This window comes from Paenibacillus sepulcri (genome assembly GCF_042647105.1).
Classification (GTDB): Bacteria; Bacillota; Bacilli; order Paenibacillales; family Paenibacillaceae; genus Paenibacillus_Z; species Paenibacillus_Z sepulcri.
The window spans coordinates 326,823-351,750 of sequence record NZ_JBHRUP010000002.1; the positions used below are offsets into that span (position 1 = coordinate 326,823).

Consider the following 24,928-nt stretch of genomic DNA (forward strand, 5'->3'; position numbering starts at 1 on the left):
GAAAAATGGATCCAACAACCTTTGTTTTGTTTGGAGCGACAGGGGATTTAGCCAAAAGAAAAATTTACCCTGCCTTGTATAATTTATTCGTCGATCAGAAGCTGCCTGAATCCTTCTCCTTGATTGGCCTTGGAAGAAGAGAATGGACTGATGAATCCTTTCAGGCAAATGTCGAGCAGTCTCTTCGTATGTTTTCCAGACGCGAACCGGACGATTCCGCATCGATGCAAAAATTTCTCAGCGCGTTTCGTTACAGCGTTTTGGATATTGGCCGTAAAGAGGATTATCAGAAGCTCCTGCAGCTGGTCGAACAGCGGGAAGAAGAGCTGCGCATTTCGCCGAATCGCCTGTTTTACTTATCGGTTGGCCCTGAATTTTTTGAAACGATTGCAGCGAACATCGGGGAGAGCGGGCTTGGTTCCGCGGATGGCTGGAAGCGTCTGGTGATCGAGAAGCCTTTCGGTCATGATTTGCAATCTGCCCGGGATTTAAATCAGAAGCTGAGCAAAGATTTTACGGAGGAAGAAATTTTCCGGATCGATCATTATCTCGGCAAGCCGATGGTGCAGAAGCTTGAGATTCTGCAGCAGTCCAATCCGGTCATCCATGCGCTTTGGACCAACCGTTACATTGCCAATGTGCAGATTACCGCGAACGAAACAGTCGGCGTTGAAGAAAGAGCGGGTTATTACGATCATGTTGGCGCAGTAAGAGACATGTTCCAAAACCATATGCTGCAATTGCTTATGATGCTCACGATTCACCTCCCGAACAACAGCAGCTCCGAAAGAGTGCGCTTCAAGAAGAAAAAAGTGATGGAAGACCTCGAGCCCATTGAAAAACAGAATGTGGCCGCCAACATCATCCGCGCACAATACAAAGCGGGAACCATTCAAGGGAAACCGGTCATCGGTTATACTTCCGAACCGGGAATTGCGGATTCGTCCATGAACGATACGTTTATTGCCGCCAGATTGCAAATCGATGATTTCTTTTGGCGCGGGGTGCCTTTCTACATCCGGACAGGCAAAAGAATGAAGGAAAAATCAACGCGGATCGTCATTGAGTTCAAAGAACCGCTGAAGTCCTCCCAGGCCGACGAGGATAGCAAGGTGCCTAATCTTCTCGTATTTGAAATTAGTCCGAACGAAGGCATTACGCTTCAATTAAATACAAGGGATCCCCACCATAAAGGGGAGTTTACACCCATTAATATAGATTTTCATACGAGCAGGGACGATGTCCCCGAGGCTTACGAAAATTTGATTTTCGACGCTCTGCACGGAGATCCTACATTCTTTGCGCATTGGGACGAAGTCGAATTGTCCTGGAAATGGGTTCAACCGGTTCTAGAAGCATTCGAGGAGAATCTGGTTCCGCTTCATCTGTATGCAGCGGGTACTTACGGACCTGCCGAGTCCGACGCGCTGCTGGCGGAGGATGGCTATCATTGGTGGTTTGATGCCAAACCTGAACAAGAAATCGAATTAAAAGAGGGAGAGCAATATGTCTATCACAAAAACAATTGATCAATTAGCAATCGATACGATCCGTACCTTGTCAATCGACGCCATAAACAGCGCCAACTCCGGTCATCCAGGTCTGCCAATGGGAGCTGCGCCGATGGCATATGCGCTTTGGTCCAGACTGCTCAATCACAATCCCGGCCATGCGAAGTGGTTTAACCGCGACCGTTTCGTTCTTTCTGCGGGCCACGGTTCAGCCTTGCTTTACAGCCTTCTGCATTTGTCCGGCTATCAGGTAACGCTTGATGATTTGAAGCAATTCCGCAAGCTGAACAGCAAAACGCCGGGACATCCCGAATTTGGGCACACGGATGGCGTAGATGCCACAACTGGCCCTCTGGGACAAGGGATTGCCATGGCAGTCGGGATGGCGATGGCCGAAGCTCATCTGGCCTCGAAATTCAATCAGAACGGCTTCCCGGTTGTGGATCATTATACGTATGCGCTTGTCGGCGACGGCTGTTTGATGGAAGGGATCTCGTACGAGGCGATGTCCATGGCAGGACATATGAAACTGGGCAAATTAATCGTTTTGTATGATTCCAACGACATCTCATTGGACGGAGCGCTGAACCTTTCCTTCGGGGAAAACATCCAAAAAAGAGCCGAATCGGCTCATTGGGAATATCTGCGGGTCGAGGATGGCAACGACGTTTCGCGAATTGCCGAAGCAATCGCGGCGGCCAAGCAAAACGATTCGCAGCCAACCATTATCGAAATCCGGACAATTATCGGTTACGGCAGCAAGGTGGCCGGAACGAACAAAGCGCACGGCAATCCGCTGGGCAAAGATGAAGCCAAGGCAACCAAGGCAGCTTATGGCTGGCAGTATGAGGAAGAGTTCACCGTTCCGGCGGAAGTCAAAGCTCATTTCGACCAGCTTAAGCATAAAGGCGCGGCCAAAGAAGCAGAATGGGACCAATTATTCGCTTCCTATAAAGCGCAGTATCCTCAGCAGGGCAAGGAGCTGGAGCAAGCGATCGACGGCTCCGTACTGCTTGATGCGGCAGATATTCTTACCTTCGACGCCTCCAAAACCGTTTCAACCCGTATAGCGAGCGGCGAAGCCATCAATCATTACGTGAAAACTGTTCCCTCAATTTTTGGAGGCAGCGCGGATCTATCGCATTCGACGATGACGGATATCGGCGGAGAGCAAACGTTCGCTGTTCAATCCTACTCGGGACGCAATATTTACTTTGGCGTCCGCGAGCATGCGATGGGCGCAGCCGGCAATGGCATGGCGCTGCATGGAGGCATTAAACCTTTCGTCAGCACCTTCTTCGTATTCAGCGACTATTTGCGCCCATCCATTCGCTTGGCTGCGCTGCAAAAGCTGCCCGTGACTTATGTGTTTACCCATGATTCCATTGCCGTCGGGGAAGATGGACCTACTCATGAGCCCGTCGAGCACCTGGCTGCACTTCGCACCATTCCCGGACTTACGGTCATCCGGCCAAGCGACGCCAACGAAACGGCAAGCGCATGGGCCTATGCCCTGCAGCAAAATGATGGCCCGGTAGCTCTGGTGCTGAGCAGACAGAATCTGCCCGTATATGAAGAAACCAAAGCCAATGTTGACAAGGTAGCGAAGGGAGCCTATGTCCTGACGGAAACAGGCGGTCAGCCGGACGTCATCCTGATCGGAACCGGATCCGAGGTTTCTCTTGCCGTAAGCGCCAAAGCGGAGCTGGAGCGGGACAATATCTCAGTACGCGTAGTCGCTATGCCGAGCAGAGAACTGTTCGATCGCCAATCCGATGCCTACAAAGAGAGCGTGCTTCCTGCTTCCGTCACGAAGCGGCTGGCCATCGAAGCAGGCATTTCACTCGGCTGGGAGCGTTATACGGGACCCGCTGGCAGCGTTTTGTCTATCGATACGTTCGGCGCTTCAGGAGCAGGCTCAGCAGTCATGGAATACTTTGGTTTCTCTACGGCTAATGTAGTTCGCTTGACGAAAGAATTATTGAATAAAACGAACTAATAATGATCAAGAAGAAGCGGCTGCGCAGCCGCATGTTATGAAATTCAAAAAATCAGCAACTAAAAAACGGAGGTAATCAACTATGAAATTTTTTATCGATACTGCAAATGTGGAAGACATCAAAAAAGCGTATAAAATCGGCGTATTATCAGGTGTTACAACGAACCCTTCTCTTGTAGCCAAGGAAGGCGTTAAATTCGAGGACAGGATTGCGGAAATCCTGCAGTTAGTGCCCGAGGTTGAATCCGTTTCTGCCGAAGTAACGCCTGACGCGCTAACAGCCGAGGAAATGATCGCGCAAGCGAATGAACTGATCAAAATCAACAATAACGACAAAAACATCACGATCAAGCTGCCGATGACGTTGGCAGGTTTGGAAGCCTGCCGTTATCTGACCAAAAAAGGCGTCAAAACAAATGTGACGTTGATTTTCACGGTGAATCAGGCACTCTTGGCTGCCCGCGCAGGCGCTACCTATGTATCACCGTTTCTTGGCCGCCTGGACGATATTTCAGAAGACGGCGTCCAATTGATCGTAAAAATCGCAGAATTGTTCCGCACGCACAAGCTGGATGCGCAAATCATAGCGGCATCTGTCCGCCATCCGGATCACGTGACCCGCGTAGCCATGGCAGGCGCACATATTGCAACGATTCCCTTCGCGGTTATCGAGCAAATCTCCAAGCATCCTCTGACGGATCAAGGAATGGAGAAATTCGCAGCTGATTGGAAGAAAACAACGCTTTAAGATGCGCTCAAGATAAATTCGAAATCAAAGGAGATGTACCCTGTGGCTGTTTCATTTGATTATTCCAATGCATTATCGTTTATCGGACAGCATGAAGTGGATTACTTCAGCGAGTTTGTGAACGCGGCTCATCATATGCTTCATGATAAGAAAGGACCCGGATCCGATTATCTGGGCTGGGTGAATCTGCCGCTTCAATATGATCAAGAGGAGTTTGCGAGAATCAAACAGGCTGCCGAACGTATTCGCAGCCATTCCGACGCCTTGATCGTCATTGGCATTGGCGGTTCCTATCTGGGCGCAAGATCCGCGATCGAAGCGTTGTCCCATACGTTTCATAATCAAATGGACGGGAATACCCAGGTCTATTTTGCCGGACAAAATATCAGTTCGACATACATCACCCATTTATTGGAGCTTCTGGAGGGCAAGGACATTTCCCTGAATGTCATTTCCAAGTCGGGAACGACGACGGAGCCGGCAATCGCATTCCGTATTCTGCGGGATTATATGGAGAAGAAATATGGCAAAAGCGAAGCGCAGAAGCGTATCTTTGCCACAACCGATACCTCCAAGGGCGCATTAAAAAAACTGGCCGATGAAGAAGGCTATGAAACCTTTGTCATTCCCGACGATGTAGGCGGACGCTATTCCGTTCTTACAGCCGTTGGACTTCTGCCCATTGCTGCTGCCGGGCTCGATATCGATCAAATGATGGCGGGAGCCGCAGCCGCAGCAAAGAAATACAATAATGCCGATCTTGCCGCCAATGAGAGCTATCAATATGCGGCCGTCCGCAATGCTCTTTACCGCAAAGGAAAGTCCATCGAGCTGCTGGCTAATTTTGAACCGTCCCTGCATTTTGTTTCCGAGTGGTGGAAGCAGCTGTTCGGCGAAAGCGAAGGCAAAGACCAGAAGGGGCTTTATCCCGCATCCGTCGACTTCACAACCGATCTGCATTCGATGGGCCAATATGTCCAGGAAGGCCGGCGCGATCTCATCGAGACGGTCCTCTCGGTGAAGAAGCCCCGGATTGAGCTGACCATACAGGAGGATTCCGGCAATCTTGACGGACTGAATTTTGTCGCGGGCATGACGATGGACGAAGTGAACAAGAAAGCCGCCCAAGGCACCCGCCTTGCCCATGTTGACGGAGGCGTGCCCAATCTGATTGTTGAGCTGGATGAGCTGAATGAATACACGTACGGCGAAATGGTGTACTTCTTTGAGAAGGCATGCGGCATCAGCGGCCTGCTGCTCGGGGTGAACCCGTTTGACCAGCCTGGCGTGGAAGCATACAAGATCAATATGTTTGCACTGCTGGGCAAGCCTGGATTTGAAGCGCAAAAAGCCGAGCTCGTGAAGCGTTTATCTGCAGCAGGACAGGAATAACAAGGAGGGAATAACAATGAGCAAACAGCAAATTGGCGTGGTTGGATTGGCCGTCATGGGTAAAAACCTGGCCTTGAATATCGAAAGCAAAAGATTCTCGGTTTCTCTATATAATCGTTCAGCCGAGAAAACAAATGAACTTGTGGCGGAAGCGCAAGGAAAGAATCTTGTAGGCACGTACAGCATCGAGGAATTCGTGCAGTCGCTTGAGACGCCGCGTAAAATATTAATCATGGTCAAAGCGGGACAACCGACAGACGATACGATTAATCAGCTCGTGCCTTACCTGGATCAAGGCGATATTCTGATCGACGGCGGAAACGCCTTTTTCCCTGACACGCAAAGAAGAAATAAAGAGCTGCAGGCACAAGGCTTCCGTTTTATCGGCGCAGGCGTGTCGGGCGGGGAAGAGGGTGCGCTGAACGGCCCTGCGATAATGCCTGGCGGGCAAAGAGACGCCTATGAGCTGGTAGAGCCTATCCTGACCGCCATCTCGGCCAAAGTGAACGGCGATCCTTGCTCCACCTATATCGGAGCAGACGGCGCAGGCCACTATGTCAAAATGGTGCACAACGGCATCGAATACGGCGACATGCAGTTGATTGGCGAAGCGTATCATTTGCTTAAGGATGTATTGAACTTGAATACAAGCCAGCTGCATGACATTTTCACCGAATGGAACAATGGCGAGCTGGACAGCTATTTGATCGAAATCACGGCCGATATTTTCGCGAAAACAGATCCGGATACAGGTAAACCGATGGTGGACGTGATCCTCGATTCGGCAGGGCAAAAAGGAACCGGAAAATGGACAAGTCAAAGCGCATTGGATTTGGGCGTTCCATTGTCCATTATTACCGAATCCGTGTTTGCCCGGTTTATCTCCGCGATGAAAGAAGAACGCACGGCAGCAAGCAAGCGGCTGAATGGCCCTGCGGCATCAAGCTATGACGGCGATCCCGGGGAATTCATCGAAGCCGTCCGCAAAGCTTTGTATACCAGCAAAATCGCATCGTATGCGCAGGGCTTTGCGCAAATGAGGGCTGCTTCCGACGCATACAACTGGGATTTGAACTATGGCAGCATTGCGATGATATTCCGCGGCGGATGTATAATCCGCGCAAGATTTCTACAAAATATCAAGGATGCTTATGACCGCGACCCGGCTCTGAAAAACCTCCTTCTGGACGAATACTTCGGCGGAATCGTGGATAACTACCAGGAAGCCTGGAGAAAAGTCATTTCAGTTGCCGTAACCAGGGGAATACCGGTTCCTGCTTTTGCTTCCGCTCTGGCATATTACGACAGCTATCGCACAGAGAGACTGCCGGCTAATCTGCTGCAGGCGCAAAGGGATTATTTTGGGGCGCATACGTTCGAGCGGCTTGATCAAGAAGGAAGCTTTCACTTTCAATGGATGAAAAATTAACGGGTAAAAGATCATTGGAATATTAATATCATTAATTAACTGCAAAAAGAGCACTCCTCCCGGATACCATGAAATTCCCGATTTCATGGTATCCGGCACAGGAGTGCTTTTTATGTTGTCACCTTCCAAGGAAGGAGTCACTGGTTGATTCATAATAAATAAATATTTTTCGAATGTGTCGATTTTGCCGATATTGGATCGTCGTCTTAATAGAGGCCGGGATTTCGGGTAACTAATTTGAACTTGGCAGAACAATTGAACGCCTGTAATCAATTCGGCGTGTTGCCGTCTGCACCTGAAACGGGATAGGATAAACTGAAGCACTGAAGCACATGCAATCTCGTCGGTCAGTGAAGCATTCCCGGATCACGTTAAAGGCGTCAGTTCCAGGATCTGTCCGTGGTTTGAAGAAACTCATATTAAATAAATAATCTGCAGCAGCAGCAAAGGAGATACATGATGAACACAGCAATTTCAAGAGACGGCACCAGAATCGCTTTTGACAAGGTTGGACAAGGGCCGTCACTCGTATTGGTAGCAGGGGCGTTCAGTTACCGCAAATTTCCGGGACAGGTGCAGCTGGCCGGTCTGTTGTCAGAGCACTTCACGGTCTACAATTACGACCGGCGCGGCCGCGGCGACAGCGGAGACACCCAGCCATATGCCATAGAGCGCGAGATTGAGGATCTACAGGCCATGATAGAAGAAGCCGGCGGATCGGCAAATGTATGGGGGTTGTCATCCGGGGCGGTTCTTGCCCTGCAGGCAGCGGCAAAGGGGTTGAATATCACAAAGCTGGCCCTGCATGAGCCTCCATTTGTGGTCGATGCAGCGGACCGCAAGCCGCCCGAAAATTTCCTCAAACATGTTTCCGGGCTTATAGCCGCCAATCGCCGGGCTGAGACCATCAAGTACTTCATGACCCAGGGCATGGGCGCTCCTTCATTCGTTATCAGCTTGATGCGCATTATGCCAGGCGTTTGGTCCAGGCTCATGGCCGTTGCCCATACGCTCCCTTACGATGCGGCCTTGTTGGATGGATATATGGACGGCAAACCGCTGCCTGTTAGCCTGTGGAGTGCGGTCACGATGCCAGCGCTGGTGCTCGAAGGCACGGAAAGCCCGGCATCATTGCGTCATGGCGCACAGGCGCTGGCGAACGTACTACCCAATGCCCAGCTGCTGAGCAAGAAGGGACTCGGACATACCAAGAAGCTCGCCGCACATCTAATTGCGGAGGAGCTTACAGCCTTCTTTGGCCCAAACGGTAAGGGGAGATAGCTGAACCTTTGGCAGCTCTCCCAGGTTGAAGAGCCGGGTGATTGAGGACTGGAGCAGACCTGCTGTACAGCGAATCGAGTGGAGCTGAAGAATTACTAAATGAATCAGCCGCGGCGAACAGGGTTGTCTCAAAGGTCATCAATTGACCTTTTGAGACAGCCCTGTTTTTTACTCTGGAAATGCTGACGTAAATCGGCTGAGTGGCAGTCTCTTTATTTCTGTGAGTCAGTACCGCATGATCGGCCTTCTTATCCTCATGCCGGACTCTCCGGCATTATATCAGAGTTTTCAGCGCATCCGAGGTGAAAGGGTTCAATTCTTCCCACCTTCCACCCCGAACTTTCATGACCCATTCCGGATCCGCCAACAACGATCGTCCAACCGCTACCAGATCGAATTCATTATGGCTCAACCTTTCGATCAAGTCTTCAATACCGGTTGTCCCGGTCACCTTTCCCGGCATTAATGAACTCATGAATTCATCGTCAAGGCCTACTGATCCAACGGTGATCACGGGTTTTCCCGTGATCACCCGGACCCAGCCGGCCAGGTTCAGGCTGGAGCCCGCAAATTCCGGCTCCCAGAACCGACGTGTCGAGCAATGGTAGACGTCAACGCCCGCGGCTGTTAGCGGCTCCAGGAAAGCAGCCAATTGCTCCGGCGTGTCCGCCAGCCTGGCCGTATACGATGAAATTTTCCATTGCGATATGCGAAGCATGATGGGGAAATCGGCTCCAACGGCTTTCCTGACGGAAGCAATCACCTCGGCAGCGAAACGGGTACGTCCCCCGTAGTCATCACCGCCATACCGGTCCGATCTTCGATTGGTGTGTTTCCAGAAAAATTGATCGATCAAATAGCCGTGCCCGCCATGGATCTCTATGCCGTCGAACCCCAGTCTCTTAGCGTCTGAAGCTGCATTGGCATATGCATCAATAATTAAGCGGATATCCGTTTCGGTCATAGGCGTGGTTACAGGGTTGCCGTGCAGATCGAGACCGGACGGCCCGATTGGGAGTGATTCCGGATCCGCCGATTGCAAGACCGACCGGGTCATGCCAACATGCCATAGCTGCGGGAAGATCAGGCCGCCTGCTTCATGTACTTGCTCAACGACGGCGGACCAGCTGGCAAGCGCAGGACCGTAGAAATGGGGAACATTCGGGTTATCCGCTGCCGAAGGATGGTTAATAACCGTCCCTTCCGTAATGATCAGTCCTACGCCATTCTCCGCACGGCGCCGGTAATAACGGGCCACATCAGGTCCGGGTATGCCGTTTGGCGAGAACGCTCTCGTCATTGGCGACATGACGATTCGATTCCGCAGCTTCAATTTGCCAAGCGTGAACGGAAGAAATAAAGGCTGAACGGACGGATGAACGGGCGGGGCGTCCGATTTTGAATTTCTGCTCATGGTTAAGCCCTCCTTGCGTGTATGCAGTTTATTTTATATCAAAGATCAGGCTTGAAGCCGGAGGATGCGGGTGTTTCTTTGGATCGCTGCTCCAGCTTCATGGGACCGACCGTTAGGGCAGCGGCTGTGCCGATGATGGATACGCAAAGCGAAAGAATAAATCCTTGCGTGATCGCATGATCCATCGCGAGCTTATAGTAGGAAACAAGCTCGGGGTCAAAGTATTCCTTATACCGGAATACGGTTTCGGGATCCATTGGATTAAGGGCCTTGTCTGAACCCGGAACCAGATGGAATAGGGAGGCTGCCGTATTGACCGACAATTCCATATGGGAATTGACGATTACGGCCGTGACCGAGGCGCCCATAACGCCGCCTATACTTCTGCTGAACCCGATAAGCGAAGCGGAGACTCCTATGAATTGTTTTTCGACACTGTATGAGGCGGCGTTCTGGCTGACACTGTTGAGCGGACCGATAACGAATAACCCGAGAATGACGACAAGGCCGATGATTTGCCAAAAGGGCACATCCTGGTTCATATTCATGAAAAGCAAGGAAACTCCGGCTCCAAGCGCCATATTGACGAACATGACGGTTCGAAACCGAAAATGAGTCTGGAAGAATCCGATCAGAACAGCGCCGCCAATCATGGAAAGCATCAGCGGGGTCAGCAGCAGATTCAATTTGCTTTCACCGAGTACATAATTGGCATACAGGGGCAGGTAAGACATCGCGGAGAAGATGAGTGCGCCTTGGCAAAACACGACGATGCTTGTACCGGCCACCATGCGGTTTCTGAAAAGCCGGAGCGGCAATATCGGCTCCTTAACCCGCCGTTCCACAACGTAGAAACTGATGGCCGCCAATGCTGAAATAATGAATAAGCCGACAATTCTCCGGGAACCCCAAGCATAGTCTTTTCCGCCCAATTCAAGCGCAAGCATGGAAGAGACCGTCGTGATGACAATCAGCAGCGCGCCGGTCACATCGATTTTGGGTTTTGTCTCCGACCGGGATTCCCGGAGCGTGAAGAGCAGTGCAACAGACGAAACGATACCGATCGGCAGGTTGACATAAAAGCACCACCGCCAGGTGAGCGTATCCGCGATCCATGTGCCGATCTGGGGTCCCGCAATGGAAGACAGTCCGAACACGGAACCAAAAATACCGGATAGCTTCGCCGCATCTTTCGGATCGGTAAACAAGGTATAAATCAATGAGAATGAAATCGGCAAAATGGCGCCGGATCCGATGCCTTGAATGACCCGGTAGAAAATGAGCTGTTCAATGCTTCCGGCCGTTCCGCAGAGCGCAGAACCCAGCAGGAAGATGCCGATGCCGATCAGATAAAAGGTTTTTCGCCCGAACAGGTCGGAGAGCTTGCCGAAAATCAGCATCGTGCTGGTTCCGGCAAGTGCATAAGCTGTATAAACCCAAATGATTTTATTCAATCCGCCAATATCGTCTAGGATTTTGTTGATGCTTGCCGATACGATCGAGTTATCCAAAGCGGTCAGCACAAATCCCAGAGCGATGGACAATAGAATAATGCCCTTCTTTTGTTCTGTCAAACAAGTTTCCTCCACTCCGAAATTCAACTGCGCAGCACCATTAGAACATTTTTGCCGCCCGATCCGTATTCCGGAGCCCTTCCGCAATAATCGCCCGGCTGCGGTCTGGATATTGATTATGCCCCTCAATCACAATCGTTGTAATGTCACGGATGCCGAACACCTGCAAATGCTTTTTGACGAAATTAACCGCAAGTTCCTCCAGATCTCCATATACTCCCCCTCTGGCATTTAATAAAGCCACCTTCTTGGCGGTTAATAGTCCAACCAGACCTTCGGCTGTGTACTGAAAGGTTTTACGCGGTTGATGCAGATAATCCAGATACGTATGCAATACAGCGGGAACCGTCAAATTCCATAGCGGGAAGGCGATGACTACTTTATCGGCAGTCAGAAACTGCTCCAGATGTTTGCGGACGGATGTTTGCTCGGCTTGTTCTTTCGGGGTGAGTGCCAGGCCGTTGGCGAATTTGTAATTCCCCGTAATCATCGTGTCTCCCAAATAAGGCAGTTGTTCTTGAAACAAATTTACTTGCATGACCGGATCGTCCGGATGCGCTTCCTTGTAGCTCTTCAGGAACGTATCGTACATTCTCACACTTACCGAATGCTCCGCTGGTCGGTTGTTCGCTTTAATAAACAATGTGGCAGCCAATTTTATTCCTCCGTCCATGATTAGTTTTGATATCAAATACTTTATAAAGTTTTTAGTTTACAAACCAAATTTATCCTGAGTCATTTACTTTGTCAAGATTTTTCTTTACAATGTGGAGCATGCAGGTACCGTTCGGAAATCAAGTCATTGGAGGCAGTTCCATCATGAGTAAGAAAGATCAGTCATCCGTAACATCCACTCGAAGAGCGATTGTAACATTGCTGAAACAGTACGGGCCAATGGATGCCATTACATTAGCGTCCAGGCTGACATTGACGGGGATGGCAGTGCGTCAGCATTTATATGAGCTGCAGTCCCAGCAGGTCGTTGAATATGAAGAAGAGGCCCGGCCCATGGGCAGACCGGCCAAGATATGGAAGCTGACATCCCAAGCCAATCTCTGGTTTCCAAATGGGTACCAGCAGTTATCGGTCGGCTTGCTTGGCGCCATAAGAATGTCATTCGGGGACGCGGGAATCGAGAAGGTACTGGAATCTCAAAATCATGCAAAAAAGAATCAATACCAAGAGCTTATGTCCGGTGCAGCCGGCCTGCGGGACAAGCTTCAAAAGCTGTTCACGATCCGCATGAACGAGGGATATTTTGCCGAGGTTCAAGAGCTGGAGGATGGCAGCTTTTTATTTGTGCAGAAGCACTGCCCGATTCTGGAGGCCGCCGCCGTATGCAATGGTTTTTGCCGTAACGAGATGGAACTCTTTCAATCCGTGCTGGGAGACCATGTGCAGATTGAACGGGTTGAGTATCTTTTATCAGGCGGCAGCCGCTGCGCTTACCGGATAACGGAATTGCACAAAGAGGTCATTCCATTCTGATATGAGATTACGAGGAGGGGCAGCATGCGATTTGAGGAGTATCAAATTAACCAATGGTTAGAGAATATAACAGCAGAAGAGCAAGCTGAAATCAAACGTGCATTCAGTATGCAATATAACGTCGATATTGGACTTAAACCAGAGGAACTGGCCTCTTTGGATATGGAACTCTTGCTCCCGTTGAGAGATTTAATCCGCGGAATGGTACTGACTAAGACGAATAAGCCGAATATGCAGGGAGCTTATAACTCTTTGCGTTTACGTAAATTACCACGTAAAACGGAGTTTGGAGCCGTTAAGGACTCGGATGAATAACTGAAATACGATCGATACTACATGTTCAGAAAACTTGAATATAGTATTTTTGGAATAATATATAGGTCCCAAATGTCAGAACAGCTCACTCGCAAAATGATGCGAAGCGAGCCGTTCCTGGTTTGAGTGCAGCTATTTAATATAGTTAATCATTTACAATCATTTGAAAGATGACCTGAGCATACTTTACATAGCCGCACGCATACTAGCTTTGTGTGGCGAAACGAAGCGGCAGGCTCTTTACGCCATGTACGATAAATCCGCGTGCCGGCTCCAGCGGCTCCGTGTTTTGCCGGGCAAGCTCCGGCAGTCGGTTCCTGACCGCTGTCAGTGCGACTTTGGCCTCCAAACGAGCGAGCGGCGCTCCGAGACAAAAGTGGATGCCTTGGCCGAAGGCCAAATGCGCGTTGGATTCCCTGGATATATCAAAACGGGCAGGTTCGTCAAACTTTGCTTCATCCCGGTTGGCAGAGCCGATCCATGCCACAACGCGGGTTCCTTGCGGAATCGTTTGGTCCCCGATCTGCACATCCTGTTTGGCGGTCCGAAACATGGCCTGAACAGGAGAACGAAAGCGGAGCACTTCTTCAATGGCATTGGGCAGCATTTCCGGCCGGGATACAAGCTTGTCCCACTCAGCCGGATGCTCCAGAAAAGCAAGAACGGCATTGCCAATGAGATTGGTGGTCGTCTCATTACCGGCTACCAGCAGCAAGCGGCAAAAAGACAGGATGTCCGATTCCGACAGATGAGAGTTTCCTTCTTCTGCTGCCAGCAATGTGCTGACCAGATCGTTTTGAGGCTGGACCCGGCGCTGCGCGATGATGTCTTTGAAATAGTCGTTCATCTCCATATGTGCCTGACGGGATCCTGCTTGGCCGCCGCCGATTATGGCATCGGCGCCCGCCACGATTTCATCCGACCATTCCTTGAAACGGTCACGGTCTGCGGCAGGCACTCCCAGCAATTCAGCAATCACAATAACGGGAAGCGGATAAGCAAAGTCTCTGATCAGATCGAGTTCGCCAGTATTGGCGTTTTTATCCAGCAGCTCATTCGCAATCTCTTCAATTCTTGGCTCGAGAGCGGCGACGGCTTTTGGAGTAAATGCGCGATTTACTAAAGAACGCAGGTCGGTATGCCTTGGAGGGTCCGTAGTAATCAAGCTGAATCCTTCTTGCTTTTGTTCAGATGGTTCTGCAGTCTTGGCTTGGCCATTCGGTCCCGAGGAGAAATGGGCATGGTCGGTCAGTACCGTTTTGACGTGATCATAGGTAAACACGGACCATAACTGAAGCGACTCCATATACGCGACGGGTTGATTTTTTCTGAACATCTCATAAACAGGATACGGATTTGATAAAAACTCAGGAGATAGTAGATTAATCATAATCGGACACCATCCTTTGAGAAAGTTTCTAACAACTAGGAATATACAGGAAAGTATCCGGAGATACAAACTTTAGAGCATCCGGAGCCTCGCGCTGAAGCATTCTTCCCTATCAACATGGCAGCTATTTACTAAATATATTCCTTTACAGGAATATTCCATTTAGGGTATATTGTAAACAGGAATTACTGTTGCTTTGATTAATCTTGAATGGAGGAATTTGAAATGACTGAAAGCCATGCAGCAAAGAACATGACAGTGAAAATGGAAGATAACGAACTGGTAATCACACGTGTCTTTAATGCGCCTCGTGAGCTTATGTTCAAAGTATGGTCCGAGGTTGAGCATCTGAAGCACTGGTGGGGACCGAAGGGATTCAACTGGGGTTTCGCTGAACTGGATTTTCGTCCGGGCGGTTTTTTCCATTACAGTATGCAATCCCCGGATGGTTACCTAATGTGGGCCAAATTTATTTATCATGAAATTGAGGCACTGGAGAAGATCGTTTGGGACAATTGTTTTTCGGATGAGGAGGGCAATATTGTCCGGCCGGATTTCAGCGATCAGTTTCCGCTGAAAATACGCAATGTTCTGACCCTTGCTGAAAATGACGGCAAAACCACCATTACCCTGCGCGGCGGTCCGATCCATGCAACCGAGGAAGAAAGAAGCTTCTTTGCAGGCATGTTCGAGTCCATGAAGGAAGGCTTCGGCAATACTTTCGATCAGCTCGATGAATATCTGGCGAAGGTTTGACGGGAATTCATTAATACCCCAAAGGATGAAGGCAATCCATTCTTTCAAATAAATCGCAATAGCAGAGGAGCTAGCCCTTAAGGCAGCTCCTCTTTGGTTTATGAATAGACAATACGCCAATTGCTTATACGGTGCTGGAAGGTATGAGAAAGTGGGGGGAACAGCATAGGGGAGAGGTCAGGCAATCACAAGACCGCCGTCAACCGCGATGATTTGTCCCGTGATCCAGTCTGCCTCCGGAGCGGCCAAATTCACAATCCAGCGTGCTACATCATCCGGCTCGCCACGGCGGCCAAGCGGGATAGCCTGGCGCTCCTGCTCCTTGACGGCATTGATTTGCTCATCGGAAAGCCCCATCCGCTCGCGGAGGAAATCCGTCTCGACCGGACCGGACGCAACGGCATTCACGCGAATGCCCTTCGGGGCGAGCTCAAGCGCCCAGCAGCGCGTCAAATGCTCCAAAGCTGCCTTGCTCGCGGCATAAAGCGACAGCTCGGCAGCCGCCTTGCTTCCATAGGTACTCGACAAATTGATGATTGTGCCTTTCGTTTTTTCCAGGTACGGGATGGCGGCGGCAGCAAGCAGTGTTGGGCCGGCGACATTGACGTTGAAAATATCGGATATCGATTTTGCATTTGCTTGGATGAGCGGCTGGAGGTTGCCGCCACCTGCATTGTTGACGATGACATCGAGGCGGCCCCAATGTTCGATGGCCGCTGCGACCGTCCGGGCAGCCGAATCCGGATCGCTTGCATCCGCCGCAAAACCCTTAATGCCCGGGTTGCCGGCCGATATTTCTTCCAAAGCAGCTTTTCGCCGCCCGGTGATGAGCACCCTTGCTCCATTTGCAGCAAACAGCTTTGCCGCTGCAAGTCCGATACCCGCGCCGCCACCTGTGATAATAACAACCTTGTCTTCGAGTATATTCATAAGATTCTCCTTCAGTTTTAAATTTTTCACACACCGTTTCACCTATAACTTCTTGTCCAAATCAAAAGGGAATTCCGCTCAATTTCGGCGGGCAGTGCGAGCTGCGTCTAAAACAACTTTTTCAGCAGTCCTTTTAACTGCTCCTGTTCTTCTATGGTGAGCTTGCTGCCAACATTCCGGGTGATCGTCTGCTCATAAACAGGCCATACCTGCGATATCACATCATGACCCTCGGATGTTAAACTGACAAAAATTCGTCTCCTGTTGGAGGGGTCGAATTCTCTTTTGATCCGGCCCGCTTGCTCCAGCGCATTTAATAAATTACTTATATTGGCCCGTGTAACAGCAAGATCGTCGCTTAATTCGGAAGGGAGCATCGCTCTTCCTCCAGACTTCAGCGCCACCAGCAAGCACCATCGGCCGAGCGTCAGCTCGAAGCTCCCCAGCTGCTCCTCAAGCTGTTTGACCAAATGATGATTGGTCTTATAGAGAGTCAAAAAAACATCAACTGACATAATCGGCTGTTCAAATGGATCCCATTTCCCGTTCATATAACCTCCCCGCAGCCTGTCGCACCAAGCGGATTTTCCAATTTGCCGTGAAGCGGACTCGCATTGTCCCGCTTGCCGCTCTATAGTTAAATGTTTAACTATTAGCTACTTAACAATAATACTTTACCTGTTCCCTGTCAAGCTGCCTGCATTGTCGGTGCAGCTGCGGTGGGGCTCGTGGATTCAAATCGCCGTCACGGGTGGAGAGTGGACAGCTGCAATAAGTGAAAGGACAGTTAAATAACATCAGAAAAGGATTTATTATGGAAAGGTGGAATCTTTTTATGTTAACTTTATTTTTGAAAGGAGGGTTATCGTGCCTGAGTATGGAGACTCACTGAAATTTCAATTGTGTCGGAATTTGTAACGGAAGGGAATGTGATCCGCGATGCTTCGCCGTCCTTTGCCAATATTCGTGCAGCTGCTGGCCGGGATTTTCCTCATTTCCGTTCTTGTAATCGCTCTCACGAATATTCTGAATTACCGCCTGACCTCCCAGGTGATGCTTAACCGGATGGCGGATTACACCCAGCAATCAGTCGAGCAGCTCTCGGATAAAATCGATGTGCTGCTGGCTCAGTATGATCAGTTATCGCAGCTTGTCGTGTTTGACGACCGTGTCCAGCAAACATTGAACGAAGCAGGAAGCGGGAAGCGCGTTGCGGAAGATCCGATCGAATTCAGCAGGTACATTGGCCAGAAAACGCGGCATATTGCAAATGGCATGCTGATTCATCTGTTTGACAGAAGCGGTCATGGATACTCCTCAACGGATTCGCTGCAGCTGTTCTGGCGCGAATATGACGAAGCATCCTCTGTAACATGGTACAGCAAGATGGCCCGCATGGACGGTAAAATGCTGTGGGTGTACGGTCCCGCATGGAGGGACGGTGAAATCCCGGCCATCATCGGGGCGCGCAAAATCAAGTATACAAAAGACCTTCATATCATCGGCGACGAATTCCTCGTTTTTCCTGTCGATAAATTGAACCGGATGATCGGGCAGACCGTTCAACCGATTGAGCGTAAGGTACAGGTGATGGATCCGCTCGGCAACATCGTCTATTCTACGCAATCGAGCGAAATAGGTACGGCTGCCGATACTGGTCTGTTCGCCAAATTCGCCGACGGAGGACCGCTGTTCTTCGACTGGACTACCCGGGAAGAAGGCGAGCAGATGTATGTAACCTACGCAAAATCCGCCTATACGGGCTGGACAACGATTGCTTATTTCAGGAAAGAAGCGGTGTACAGCGACACCTCGCAAATCTGGATCCACGCCCTGCTGACCATCGCCGCAGGCACGGCTGTCGCCCTTATTCTGGTCGCTTATTTCACATGGACGCTCACCAAGCCTATCCGCTACCTCGCGCTCGGGATGAACAGAATCGGCAGACAGGCGGTCCATCCGGTGAAGATGCGGTTTACCAGCAGGGAGATATCGCTTTTGTATGCCAATTACAACCAGATGGTCAACCAGCTGAAGACGCTGATCAAACGGTTGTCGGAGCAGCAAATCAGCGTGCAGCGGGCTCAGCTCGTCGCGCTAAAAGCGCAGTTCCGTCCGCATTTTCTGTATAATTCGCTGAATTTGATCTATTGGACTATCGAGGACGGACGCGCCGAGGAGGCTCAGGAGATGACGCTTGCCTTAAGCGATTTGCTTCGTTACAGCATTCATCCCACGTCGGATATGGTCATGCTCAGGGATGATCTGGATCAGCTGGAGCGGTACCTGTTCCTGCAGCGTTCCCGTTACGGGAGGGTCCTGCAGGTGAACGTGGAGGTCGAAGAAGGACTCGAGGAGCAGCGGGTGCTCCGCCTCATGCTCCAGCCGCTTGTCGAGAATGCGATCCGGCACGGGCTCGAACAGAAGGAGCAGGGCGACTGGCGCATTCGCGTCTGCATTTGCCGAAAAGGCGACCGATTGCTATGTGCGGTGGAAGACAACGGTACGGGATTGGATGCGGATGCCATGAAAAGGCTGGAAATACGGGTTCGTCAGAATCAGATGCCCGAGGGAAAAGATGGCGGCATCGGCCTTTCCAATCTGCACAGCCAGCTTCAATCCTTCTTCGGGGAGCCTTACGGTTTAAGGCTTTTTGCCAGTCCGCTTGGCGGGCTTGGAGTCATTCTGTCGCTCCCCCTTGACAAGGCAAAACCGGCATCGGTGTGGAGCGATTTGCTTGGAGGTGACGGCCGTTGAGCAGACATGGGTTCATTCTGCCTTTTCTGATGACGGCGTTCATGATCGTCGTGTGTTCCTGTATGCCGCAAACATCCCTGCCGACCATCAAAGCGCATCCGGACAAGACCACAATCCGCATATGGCTTTGGCAGGGCAGCGGTCTGGAATCACTGATTCAAGCCTATAAGGACAGTCATCAGGGGATCGATGTGGAGATTGTCACTTCCCAATACGACGATATTCAACCGAACCTGATGATCGCCTTCGCAACCCGGTCCGATTCGCCCGATCTCGTCCTTCTGGATTCGTCGCAAATAAACCAGATGAAGAATTTTCCCGCATATTTCCATAACTTATATGAGTACGGCGATGAGCATGTCCACTACCTGGATTGGAAGTGGAGGCAGGCGGAGAGTGATGACGGCAGCTTTTTGTTTGCGCTTCCGGCCGACATCGGTCCTGTCGCTCTTGCCTACCGCTTTGATTTGTTTGCAGCCGCAGGCTTGCCCGCAGGCCGCACGGAAATTACAGCCATGCTTGGCAGCTGGGACGATCTGGAGCGGCTTGGGATCGCGCTCAAAGAGAAGTCGGGCATCCCGCTGTTCGACAATTTGACCAATATTTATCTTTCCTATTTGAATCAATACGTACAGCCGCATTCAGATAAATCCGGAAATGAATCCGTTGCCCGGTTCAAGGAAGCGTGGGACCGGACGATCCGGTTCCATAAGCTCGGTTTGAGCGCGGGGCTGCAATCCCAGACGCAAGTCTGGGCAAGCGGAGCGGTGAACGGACGGTTCGCCGCCGTTCTGGGACCATCCTGGGTGCATGGACTGATGAAGAAGAATGCGCCTGCGACTGCCGGCAAGTGGGACTTGGCACGGCCTCCCGGCGAACCATCCAACTGGGACGGGACATTCATAGCCGTGCCCGCCGCAAGCCGTTATCCGCAAGAGGCGTATGAACTTGCCCGGTGGCTGACTGCCCCGCCACGGCAGCTCGATAATTTTATCCAGAACGGAAACTTTCCGTCAACCCCGGAATCCTACGCATCCTCCGAATTCATCGGGATTCACGATCCTTTTTTTAACAACGCGCCGACCGGCCAAATCTATTCCTATACCGCACTGCGTTATAAAGGCGGGTTTGAGGATGCGGATATGACCATTACGGACCGGCTCATCCGCGATGCGCTGCAGCGAGTGGAGACTGAAGGAGCAGACCCGGATCTTATGTGGGAATCGGTCATGGAGGAGATTGGCAGCGGAACGGGCAGCAGCAATTAGATGGATAAAATATACCTTTACAGCGGGAGAGATGGCCGTGTTTACGATATTGGTTGTTGACGATGAACCGAATGTGCGGATACCTGTGTGCCGGATGCTGTCGCAGCTCACAGGCGTGGACAACGTCCTGGAAGCAGGCGATGGGGAGGAAGCGCTGAAGCTGCTGGATCAGCATGAAGTGCAGCTGATCATTACCGACATCCGCATGCCAAGGATGGACGGACTGGAGCTGGCAGGGAGGGTGAAGGACCGGTTCCCGAATTCTCAATTGTATATATTAACCGGTCATGCGGAATTCGACTACGCCTTGAAGGCCATGGAGCATCAGGTTGCGGGGTATTTGCTCAAGCCGCTGTCCAAGCAGAAGCTGCTGGACGTGTTCGATGCTGCGTATGCGAAATACCGCGAGCGCTATCATGTCCATCAGGTGGATACGATCCGCAGCAGTGCGCTGCTCGAGAAGCGCATCCACGACCTGCTTCATGACCTGCCGCTGCCCAAATTCGACGAGAACCTGATTCCACCCTTTGAGCAGATATCGCTCGTTTCCTTCTCCACCAGGGATCTTCAATCGCTGGGAGAACCGTCCGTCCGGTATTTCATCAGGAACAGCGCATATGAAGCGTTCGGCAAGCTGGGCGTGCCGGTGGTCTGCCTTGAGGAACGTTTGATTACCATTGTACTGTTCACAGCCCGATTCGACCGGGCGTTATGGGAGGAACTGGTGAACGAGACGGTGCTGTGGATTCAGGAAAAGCTGCGCATTCCGATCAAGACAGGATATGGCGGTCACAGCAGCGACATCGGAGATATCGGTATGATGTATGTGCGCTGCGTGGTTAACCTGGGATTTACCGAGCTGTCGAGGCGCGGAGCAAGTGAACGGCTGGCTCCCATTGTCCGAAGCTTGATTGCCTATATTCACAAGGAATATGCAGGCAGCGCGCAGCTTGCCGATTTCGCCCAGACGCATCAAGTCAATGCCAATTACCTAAGCAATCTATTTCATCAGGAGACAGGCATGACCTATTCCCAGTATTTGACCCATCACCGCCTGATGCAGGCGAAACGGCTTCTCCGCGAAAGCAATCTTAAAATTTACGAGGTATGCGAACAGGCGGGATACCGGGACCCTGCGTATTTCAGCCGCATTTTTAAAATGGCGGAGGGCATGTCGCCGAACGATTACCGTCTGTGTGCGTCACTTTCCCAACATTAGTACCAGAAAACGAAGATTACTCATCTATCCCCGGAATGGGGCTGACCGTACACTATATGTAAGGGCTTACTTTAGGCGGTCCTACCAGAAGAAGGGAGAATCAGTGATGAAGGGAACAAGGTATTTCAAAACACTCTTGTTGATTGTACTACCGCTGATGCTGGTACTCAGCGCTTGCGGAGGAAGCGGTGACAGCGTCAACAATCGAACAGATGCTTCGCCCGGCAGCACAGGAGGCGACAGCAGCAAGAAGGTCAAGCTGCAAATGTGGTTTTGGCAGGGAGCGTCCTTCGAGAAAATCATTCCGGAATTCAACAAGCTGCATCCGGATATTGAAATCGTCCCGCAGATTTACAAATGGGAAGACGCGCACAAGAAGCTTCTGACCGCAATGTCCGCCGACTCGGGAGGTCCGGATATCGCAATGATCGATATCTCGCAGCTGGACCAGTTTCTGAAATATCCCGACAAGTTCTATGACTTGAACGAGTTCGGCGCATCCGATTTGAAGGATGAATACCTCGAGTGGAAATGGAACCAGTCCATCGTCGGAGACAAGCAGCTTGGCTTGCCGACGGACATCGGTCCTATGGTGCTTTACTATCGGGCGGATCTGTTCGAGAAAGCGGGACTGCCTTCCGCTCCGGAAGATGTCTCCGCGAAGATCTCGAACTGGGATGAATTCCTTGAGGCGGGAAGAACGCTGAAGGAAAAGACGGGCGTAGACATGCTGTCCAACCCGTATGAGCTGTACGGCGCGATCCGCGACCAGGGCGATGAGCTGTATTTTGATAAAGACGACAATATGATTATCGATCAAAATCCGCAGATCAAGAAGGCGCTGGAGTATTATATCAAAGCCCGCGATATGGGCATTGCCGGCACTTATGACCAGAAGAACGCTCTGCAGGAATATTCCGCAGCGCTTAATTCGGGGAAAATCGCCACCTATATTTCGGCGGCTTGGGGACGCGGACATGTCGAGACGCGCGCGCCCGATACGAAAGGCAACTGGCGTGCCGCGAAAATTCCGGAAGGCACCGGCAACATGGGAGGCTCGTTCCTGCTCATTCCCAAGCAGAGCAAATATGCCGAGCAAGCTTACGAGGCCATAAAATGGATGCTTTCCCCAGAGCAGCAGCTGGAAGTGGCCAAAATCTCCGGAAACTTCCCTTCAACGCCTTCGGTCTACGGCGATAAGACGTTTACTGAGCAGGGCTTCGATTTCTGGGGCGGGCAAAAGCTTGGCGTATTGTTTGCAGAAGTCTCGAAAGATGTGAAGGTGCAGCGTAAAGGACCGAATTATCAAACGGTGGAAGATATCATCAACGACGGGATGCAGGCGGTCACGGTCGGCAAGTCCGAGGATCCCGAGAAAGAATTCTGGGAGCTCGTCGAGAAAGCCAAGACAAAGCTCAAGAACAAATAAGGTTATCCATTCCCCCGAAAGCGGGCGGCAAGCTCCTGCTTGTTCTTCCATAGCCGCCGCTTTCGGGGGAATCCCTGAAAAAGATAGTAGGGTTAAGGAGGTGGGGACGTGAAAGGATTCAGATCCTATTTGGCTTCCTATCTGATGATTTCACCGTTCTTTATTCTATTTCTCATATTCGGCCTGTTCCCGATCCTGTTCTCGCTTTATCTCTCGTTCCATGCATGGGACGGGCTTGGCACGATGGAGTATGTGGGCTTTCGGAATTTCAAAAATCTGCTGTCCGACGATCCCGACTTCTGGAAGTCGGTCGGGAATACGTTTGTCATCTGGTTTCTTTCTACGCTGCCGCAGCTGTTCCTTGCGCTGGTGTCCGCATTCCTGCTCAATGCGGCTTTCATGCGGTTTAAAGACTTCTTCCGCGCCGTATTTTTCCTGCCGAATATTACGTCTATCGTTGCCGTTGCGATTATCTTCGGTTCTTTTTTCGGCACGCAATTCGGCCTGATCAATGGACTGCTCGGCATCATGGGGATTCCGAGAATCGATTGGATCAACGATACATTCTGGGTGAAAGCCGCGATTGCCCTGATGGTCATCTGGCGCTGGACGGGCTATAACGCAATCATCTATCTGGCCGGTCTGCAGGCAGTGCCAAACGATCTGTACGAAGCGGCAACAATCGACGGCGCAAGCCGCACACAGCAGTTTTTCCGGATAACGCTGCCGCTCCTGAAGCCGATCATCCTGTTCACCGTCATCCTGTCGACCATCGGCGGCATGCAGCTGTTCACCGAGCCGGCGATTCTGGTCGGCAATACCGGCGGAGCGACGAAGGGAGGGCTGACGCTGGTGCTGTATCTGTATAACCAGGCGTTCGGCAACCAGTTGTTCGGCTACTCGTCGGCAATCGCATGGGTGCTGTTCCTCCTGATCGGCATCTTCTCCTTCCTGAACTGGAAATTCATTTCGAGGGGAGAGAGCGTGTGATGGATGCAAAAGCTCCGGCTGCAAACCGGCTGCCGAAGACCACGATATCCTCCGTCAGAACGGGAAGGAAGTTCAGCTTCGGTCTGATCGGCATCTACACAGGCATGTTCCTGGGTGCCATTCTATCGCTGTTTCCGTTCTATTGGCTAATTGTCATGTCCACGGCAACAACGTCTGATATGTTCCGGTTCCCGCCGAGACTGCTGCCAAGCGATCAGCTCCTGGTAAATATTCAGAAAGTGCTGGATAACGTCGGTTTCTTCCAGTCATTCGCCAACAGCCTGATTGTAGCGGTTTCCCATACGCTGCTTGTCCTGTTCTTCTGCTCCATGGCGGGCTTCGTTTTCGCGAAATTCGAATTCCCCGGGAAGGGCATCCTGTTCCTGTTTCTGCTTATGACAATGATGATCCCGCAGCAGCTCGGCCTTATCCCGCAGTTCATCATTATGCAGAAGCTGGGCTGGATCAACGAATTGAAGGCGCTCATTATTCCGGGTGTGGCCAATGCGTTCGGCATCTTCTGGATGAGGCAGTATACGCATTCCGTCATCCACGATGAGCTGATCAACGCAGGACGGATCGACGGATGCCGGACATTTGACTTGTATTGGCGCGTGGCGCTGCCAATCCTCCGGCCGGCGCTTGCCACCTTGGGGATCATTACGTTTCTGGGCTCGTGGAACGACTATCTGTGGCCGCTTGTCGTCATATCGGTTCAGGACAAATTTACGATCCAGATGCTCATCGCCTCCATGAACGGCGTGTACAGTACCGATTATTCCATGGTAATGGCCGCCACACTGATGGCGACGGTGCCGTTGATCATCGTTTTCTCCCTCTTCAGCCGCCAATTCATCGCAGGTTTGATGCAGGGCTCGGTCAAGGATTAATCATCTTAAGGAATCAATCATGCGAAGGATGGACCTTAATACAATCGTGCAAACAGGCTGCCTGATTTTACCGGGCAGCCTGTTTGAGCACGCGCTGAACTCTGACGGCATTGCGGACGGGGAGCACCATATAGTGGATTCTTGCTGG

21 protein-coding genes are annotated in these 24,928 nt (G+C 51.2%); 15 read left to right on the plus strand and 6 right to left on the minus strand.

Annotation, left to right across the window (positions count from 1 at the left end; genetic code table 11):
- Positions 1-5: 5 nt before the first annotated feature.
- The 6 genes from zwf (at position 6) to ACFOLF_RS36515 (ending at position 8,360) form a co-directional block, all read left to right on the plus strand.
- On the plus strand, positions 6-1,529 hold the full coding sequence (gene zwf, locus ACFOLF_RS36490; RefSeq protein WP_210040098.1) for a glucose-6-phosphate dehydrogenase: 1,524 nt from the start codon (positions 6-8) through the stop codon (positions 1,527-1,529).
- Positions 1,513-3,510: a transketolase gene (tkt, locus tag ACFOLF_RS36495; protein ID WP_210040310.1), complete on the plus strand. Its 1,998-nt coding sequence runs from the start codon at positions 1,513-1,515 to the stop codon at positions 3,508-3,510. Before zwf ends, tkt begins: the two co-directional genes overlap by 17 nt.
- Before the next feature lie 82 nt (positions 3,511-3,592).
- Positions 3,593-4,258, plus strand: a complete 666-nt coding sequence (fsa, locus tag ACFOLF_RS36500) for a fructose-6-phosphate aldolase (protein WP_210040097.1) — start codon at positions 3,593-3,595, stop codon at positions 4,256-4,258.
- A 42-nt stretch (positions 4,259-4,300) separates the two neighbouring features.
- The gene (locus ACFOLF_RS36505) at positions 4,301-5,650 is read left to right on the plus strand and encodes a glucose-6-phosphate isomerase (protein WP_210040096.1); all 1,350 of its coding nucleotides are present in this window, start codon (positions 4,301-4,303) and stop codon (positions 5,648-5,650) included.
- A 16-nt stretch (positions 5,651-5,666) separates the two neighbouring features.
- Entirely contained in the window at positions 5,667-7,079 is a 1,413-nt protein-coding gene (gene gndA, locus ACFOLF_RS36510) for an NADP-dependent phosphogluconate dehydrogenase (RefSeq protein WP_210040095.1), read from the plus strand.
- A 459-nt stretch (positions 7,080-7,538) separates the two neighbouring features.
- Positions 7,539-8,360, plus strand: coding sequence for an alpha/beta fold hydrolase (locus ACFOLF_RS36515; RefSeq protein ID WP_210040308.1), 822 nt, complete (start codon positions 7,539-7,541; stop codon positions 8,358-8,360).
- Positions 8,361-8,634: 274 nt separating this feature from the next.
- Here ACFOLF_RS36515 and ACFOLF_RS36520 read toward each other — a convergent pair whose 3' ends face one another.
- The 3 genes from ACFOLF_RS36520 to ACFOLF_RS36530 are packed head-to-tail and all read right to left on the minus strand — an operon-like array spanning position 8,635 to position 12,003.
- Entirely contained in the window at positions 8,635-9,774 is a 1,140-nt protein-coding gene (locus ACFOLF_RS36520) for an NADH:flavin oxidoreductase (protein WP_210040094.1), read from the minus strand.
- Positions 9,775-9,812: 38 nt separating this feature from the next.
- Positions 9,813-11,348, minus strand: coding sequence for an MFS transporter (locus ACFOLF_RS36525; RefSeq protein WP_210040093.1), 1,536 nt, complete (start codon positions 11,346-11,348; stop codon positions 9,813-9,815).
- 40 nt (positions 11,349-11,388) lie between these two features.
- A complete protein-coding gene (locus tag ACFOLF_RS36530; RefSeq protein WP_210040092.1) occupies positions 11,389-12,003 on the minus strand; it encodes an FMN-dependent NADH-azoreductase in 615 nt (204 codons plus the stop codon).
- Positions 12,004-12,167: 164 nt separating this feature from the next.
- Here ACFOLF_RS36530 and ACFOLF_RS36535 point away from each other — a divergent pair, with 164 nt between their 5' ends.
- Together ACFOLF_RS36535 and ACFOLF_RS36540 are read left to right on the plus strand one after the other, a co-directional pair.
- On the plus strand, positions 12,168-12,836 hold the full coding sequence (locus ACFOLF_RS36535; RefSeq protein ID WP_210040091.1) for a helix-turn-helix transcriptional regulator: 669 nt from the start codon (positions 12,168-12,170) through the stop codon (positions 12,834-12,836).
- Positions 12,837-12,860: 24 nt separating this feature from the next.
- Complete coding sequence (locus ACFOLF_RS36540; RefSeq protein WP_210040090.1) at positions 12,861-13,151, plus strand: hypothetical protein; 291 nt, start codon at positions 12,861-12,863, stop codon at positions 13,149-13,151.
- A 205-nt stretch (positions 13,152-13,356) separates the two neighbouring features.
- On the opposite strand, the gene ACFOLF_RS36545 is transcribed toward ACFOLF_RS36540, so the two are convergent.
- Positions 13,357-14,541 (minus strand): cytochrome P450, encoded by a 1,185-nt coding sequence (locus tag ACFOLF_RS36545; RefSeq protein WP_210040089.1) that lies wholly within the window; start codon positions 14,539-14,541, stop codon positions 13,357-13,359.
- Positions 14,542-14,766: 225 nt separating this feature from the next.
- Between ACFOLF_RS36545 and ACFOLF_RS36550 the strand changes: the two genes are divergently transcribed.
- The gene (locus ACFOLF_RS36550) at positions 14,767-15,297 is read left to right on the plus strand and encodes an SRPBCC domain-containing protein (RefSeq protein ID WP_379113177.1); all 531 of its coding nucleotides are present in this window, start codon (positions 14,767-14,769) and stop codon (positions 15,295-15,297) included.
- Between the two features lie 177 nt (positions 15,298-15,474).
- Here the strand turns inward: ACFOLF_RS36550 and ACFOLF_RS36555 are convergent, their stop codons facing one another.
- Together ACFOLF_RS36555 and ACFOLF_RS36560 are read right to left on the minus strand one after the other, a co-directional pair.
- On the minus strand, positions 15,475-16,227 hold the full coding sequence (locus tag ACFOLF_RS36555; RefSeq protein WP_379113175.1) for an SDR family NAD(P)-dependent oxidoreductase: 753 nt from the start codon (positions 16,225-16,227) through the stop codon (positions 15,475-15,477).
- 107 nt (positions 16,228-16,334) lie between these two features.
- Complete coding sequence (locus tag ACFOLF_RS36560; protein ID WP_210040088.1) at positions 16,335-16,778, minus strand: MarR family winged helix-turn-helix transcriptional regulator; 444 nt, start codon at positions 16,776-16,778, stop codon at positions 16,335-16,337.
- Positions 16,779-17,166: 388 nt separating this feature from the next.
- Here ACFOLF_RS36560 and ACFOLF_RS36565 point away from each other — a divergent pair, with 388 nt between their 5' ends.
- The 6 genes from ACFOLF_RS36565 (at position 17,167) to ACFOLF_RS36590 (ending at position 24,780) form a co-directional block, all read left to right on the plus strand.
- Positions 17,167-18,984: a cache domain-containing sensor histidine kinase gene (locus ACFOLF_RS36565; RefSeq protein WP_210040087.1), complete on the plus strand. Its 1,818-nt coding sequence runs from the start codon at positions 17,167-17,169 to the stop codon at positions 18,982-18,984.
- Entirely contained in the window at positions 18,981-20,252 is a 1,272-nt protein-coding gene (locus ACFOLF_RS36570) for an ABC transporter substrate-binding protein (RefSeq protein WP_379113173.1), read from the plus strand. The genes ACFOLF_RS36565 and ACFOLF_RS36570 overlap by 4 nt, the downstream gene beginning before the upstream one ends.
- Positions 20,253-20,289: 37 nt before the next feature.
- Complete coding sequence (locus ACFOLF_RS36575) at positions 20,290-21,471, plus strand: response regulator (protein WP_210040086.1); 1,182 nt, start codon at positions 20,290-20,292, stop codon at positions 21,469-21,471.
- A gap of 106 nt (positions 21,472-21,577) precedes the next feature.
- Entirely contained in the window at positions 21,578-22,900 is a 1,323-nt protein-coding gene (locus tag ACFOLF_RS36580) for an ABC transporter substrate-binding protein (protein ID WP_210040085.1), read from the plus strand.
- Between the two features lie 144 nt (positions 22,901-23,044).
- Positions 23,045-23,890 (plus strand): carbohydrate ABC transporter permease, encoded by an 846-nt coding sequence (locus tag ACFOLF_RS36585; protein ID WP_210040302.1) that lies wholly within the window; start codon positions 23,045-23,047, stop codon positions 23,888-23,890.
- Between the two features lie 104 nt (positions 23,891-23,994).
- On the plus strand, positions 23,995-24,780 hold the full coding sequence (locus ACFOLF_RS36590) for a carbohydrate ABC transporter permease (RefSeq protein ID WP_379113261.1): 786 nt from the start codon (positions 23,995-23,997) through the stop codon (positions 24,778-24,780).
- Positions 24,781-24,928: the final 148 nt, after the last annotated feature.

What these genes read in the sequence shown, in the direction of transcription:
- ACFOLF_RS36580 (WP_210040085.1), top strand. Translation starts at nt 21,578, where the DNA reads ATGAAGGGAACAAGGTATTTCAAAACACTCTTGTTGATTGTACTACCG.
- ACFOLF_RS36585 (WP_210040302.1), top strand. Translation starts at nt 23,045, where the DNA reads ATGATTTCACCGTTCTTTATTCTATTTCTCATATTCGGCCTGTTCCCG.
- ACFOLF_RS36545 (WP_210040089.1), bottom strand. Translation starts at nt 14,541, where the DNA reads ATGATTAATCTACTATCTCCTGAGTTTTTATCAAATCCGTATCCTGTT.
- ACFOLF_RS36535 (WP_210040091.1), top strand. Translation starts at nt 12,168, where the DNA reads ATGAGTAAGAAAGATCAGTCATCCGTAACATCCACTCGAAGAGCGATT.
- ACFOLF_RS36540 (WP_210040090.1), top strand. Translation starts at nt 12,861, where the DNA reads ATGCGATTTGAGGAGTATCAAATTAACCAATGGTTAGAGAATATAACA.
- zwf (WP_210040098.1), top strand. Translation starts at nt 6, where the DNA reads ATGGATCCAACAACCTTTGTTTTGTTTGGAGCGACAGGGGATTTAGCC.
- fsa (WP_210040097.1), top strand. Translation starts at nt 3,593, where the DNA reads ATGAAATTTTTTATCGATACTGCAAATGTGGAAGACATCAAAAAAGCG.
- gndA (WP_210040095.1), top strand. Translation starts at nt 5,667, where the DNA reads ATGAGCAAACAGCAAATTGGCGTGGTTGGATTGGCCGTCATGGGTAAA.
- ACFOLF_RS36550 (WP_379113177.1), top strand. Translation starts at nt 14,767, where the DNA reads ATGACTGAAAGCCATGCAGCAAAGAACATGACAGTGAAAATGGAAGAT.
- ACFOLF_RS36590 (WP_379113261.1), top strand. Translation starts at nt 23,995, where the DNA reads ATGTTCCTGGGTGCCATTCTATCGCTGTTTCCGTTCTATTGGCTAATT.
- ACFOLF_RS36560 (WP_210040088.1), bottom strand. Translation starts at nt 16,778, where the DNA reads ATGAACGGGAAATGGGATCCATTTGAACAGCCGATTATGTCAGTTGAT.
- ACFOLF_RS36555 (WP_379113175.1), bottom strand. Translation starts at nt 16,227, where the DNA reads ATGAATATACTCGAAGACAAGGTTGTTATTATCACAGGTGGCGGCGCG.
- ACFOLF_RS36520 (WP_210040094.1), bottom strand. Translation starts at nt 9,774, where the DNA reads ATGAGCAGAAATTCAAAATCGGACGCCCCGCCCGTTCATCCGTCCGTT.
- ACFOLF_RS36565 (WP_210040087.1), top strand. Translation starts at nt 17,167, where the DNA reads ATGCTTCGCCGTCCTTTGCCAATATTCGTGCAGCTGCTGGCCGGGATT.
- ACFOLF_RS36515 (WP_210040308.1), top strand. Translation starts at nt 7,539, where the DNA reads ATGAACACAGCAATTTCAAGAGACGGCACCAGAATCGCTTTTGACAAG.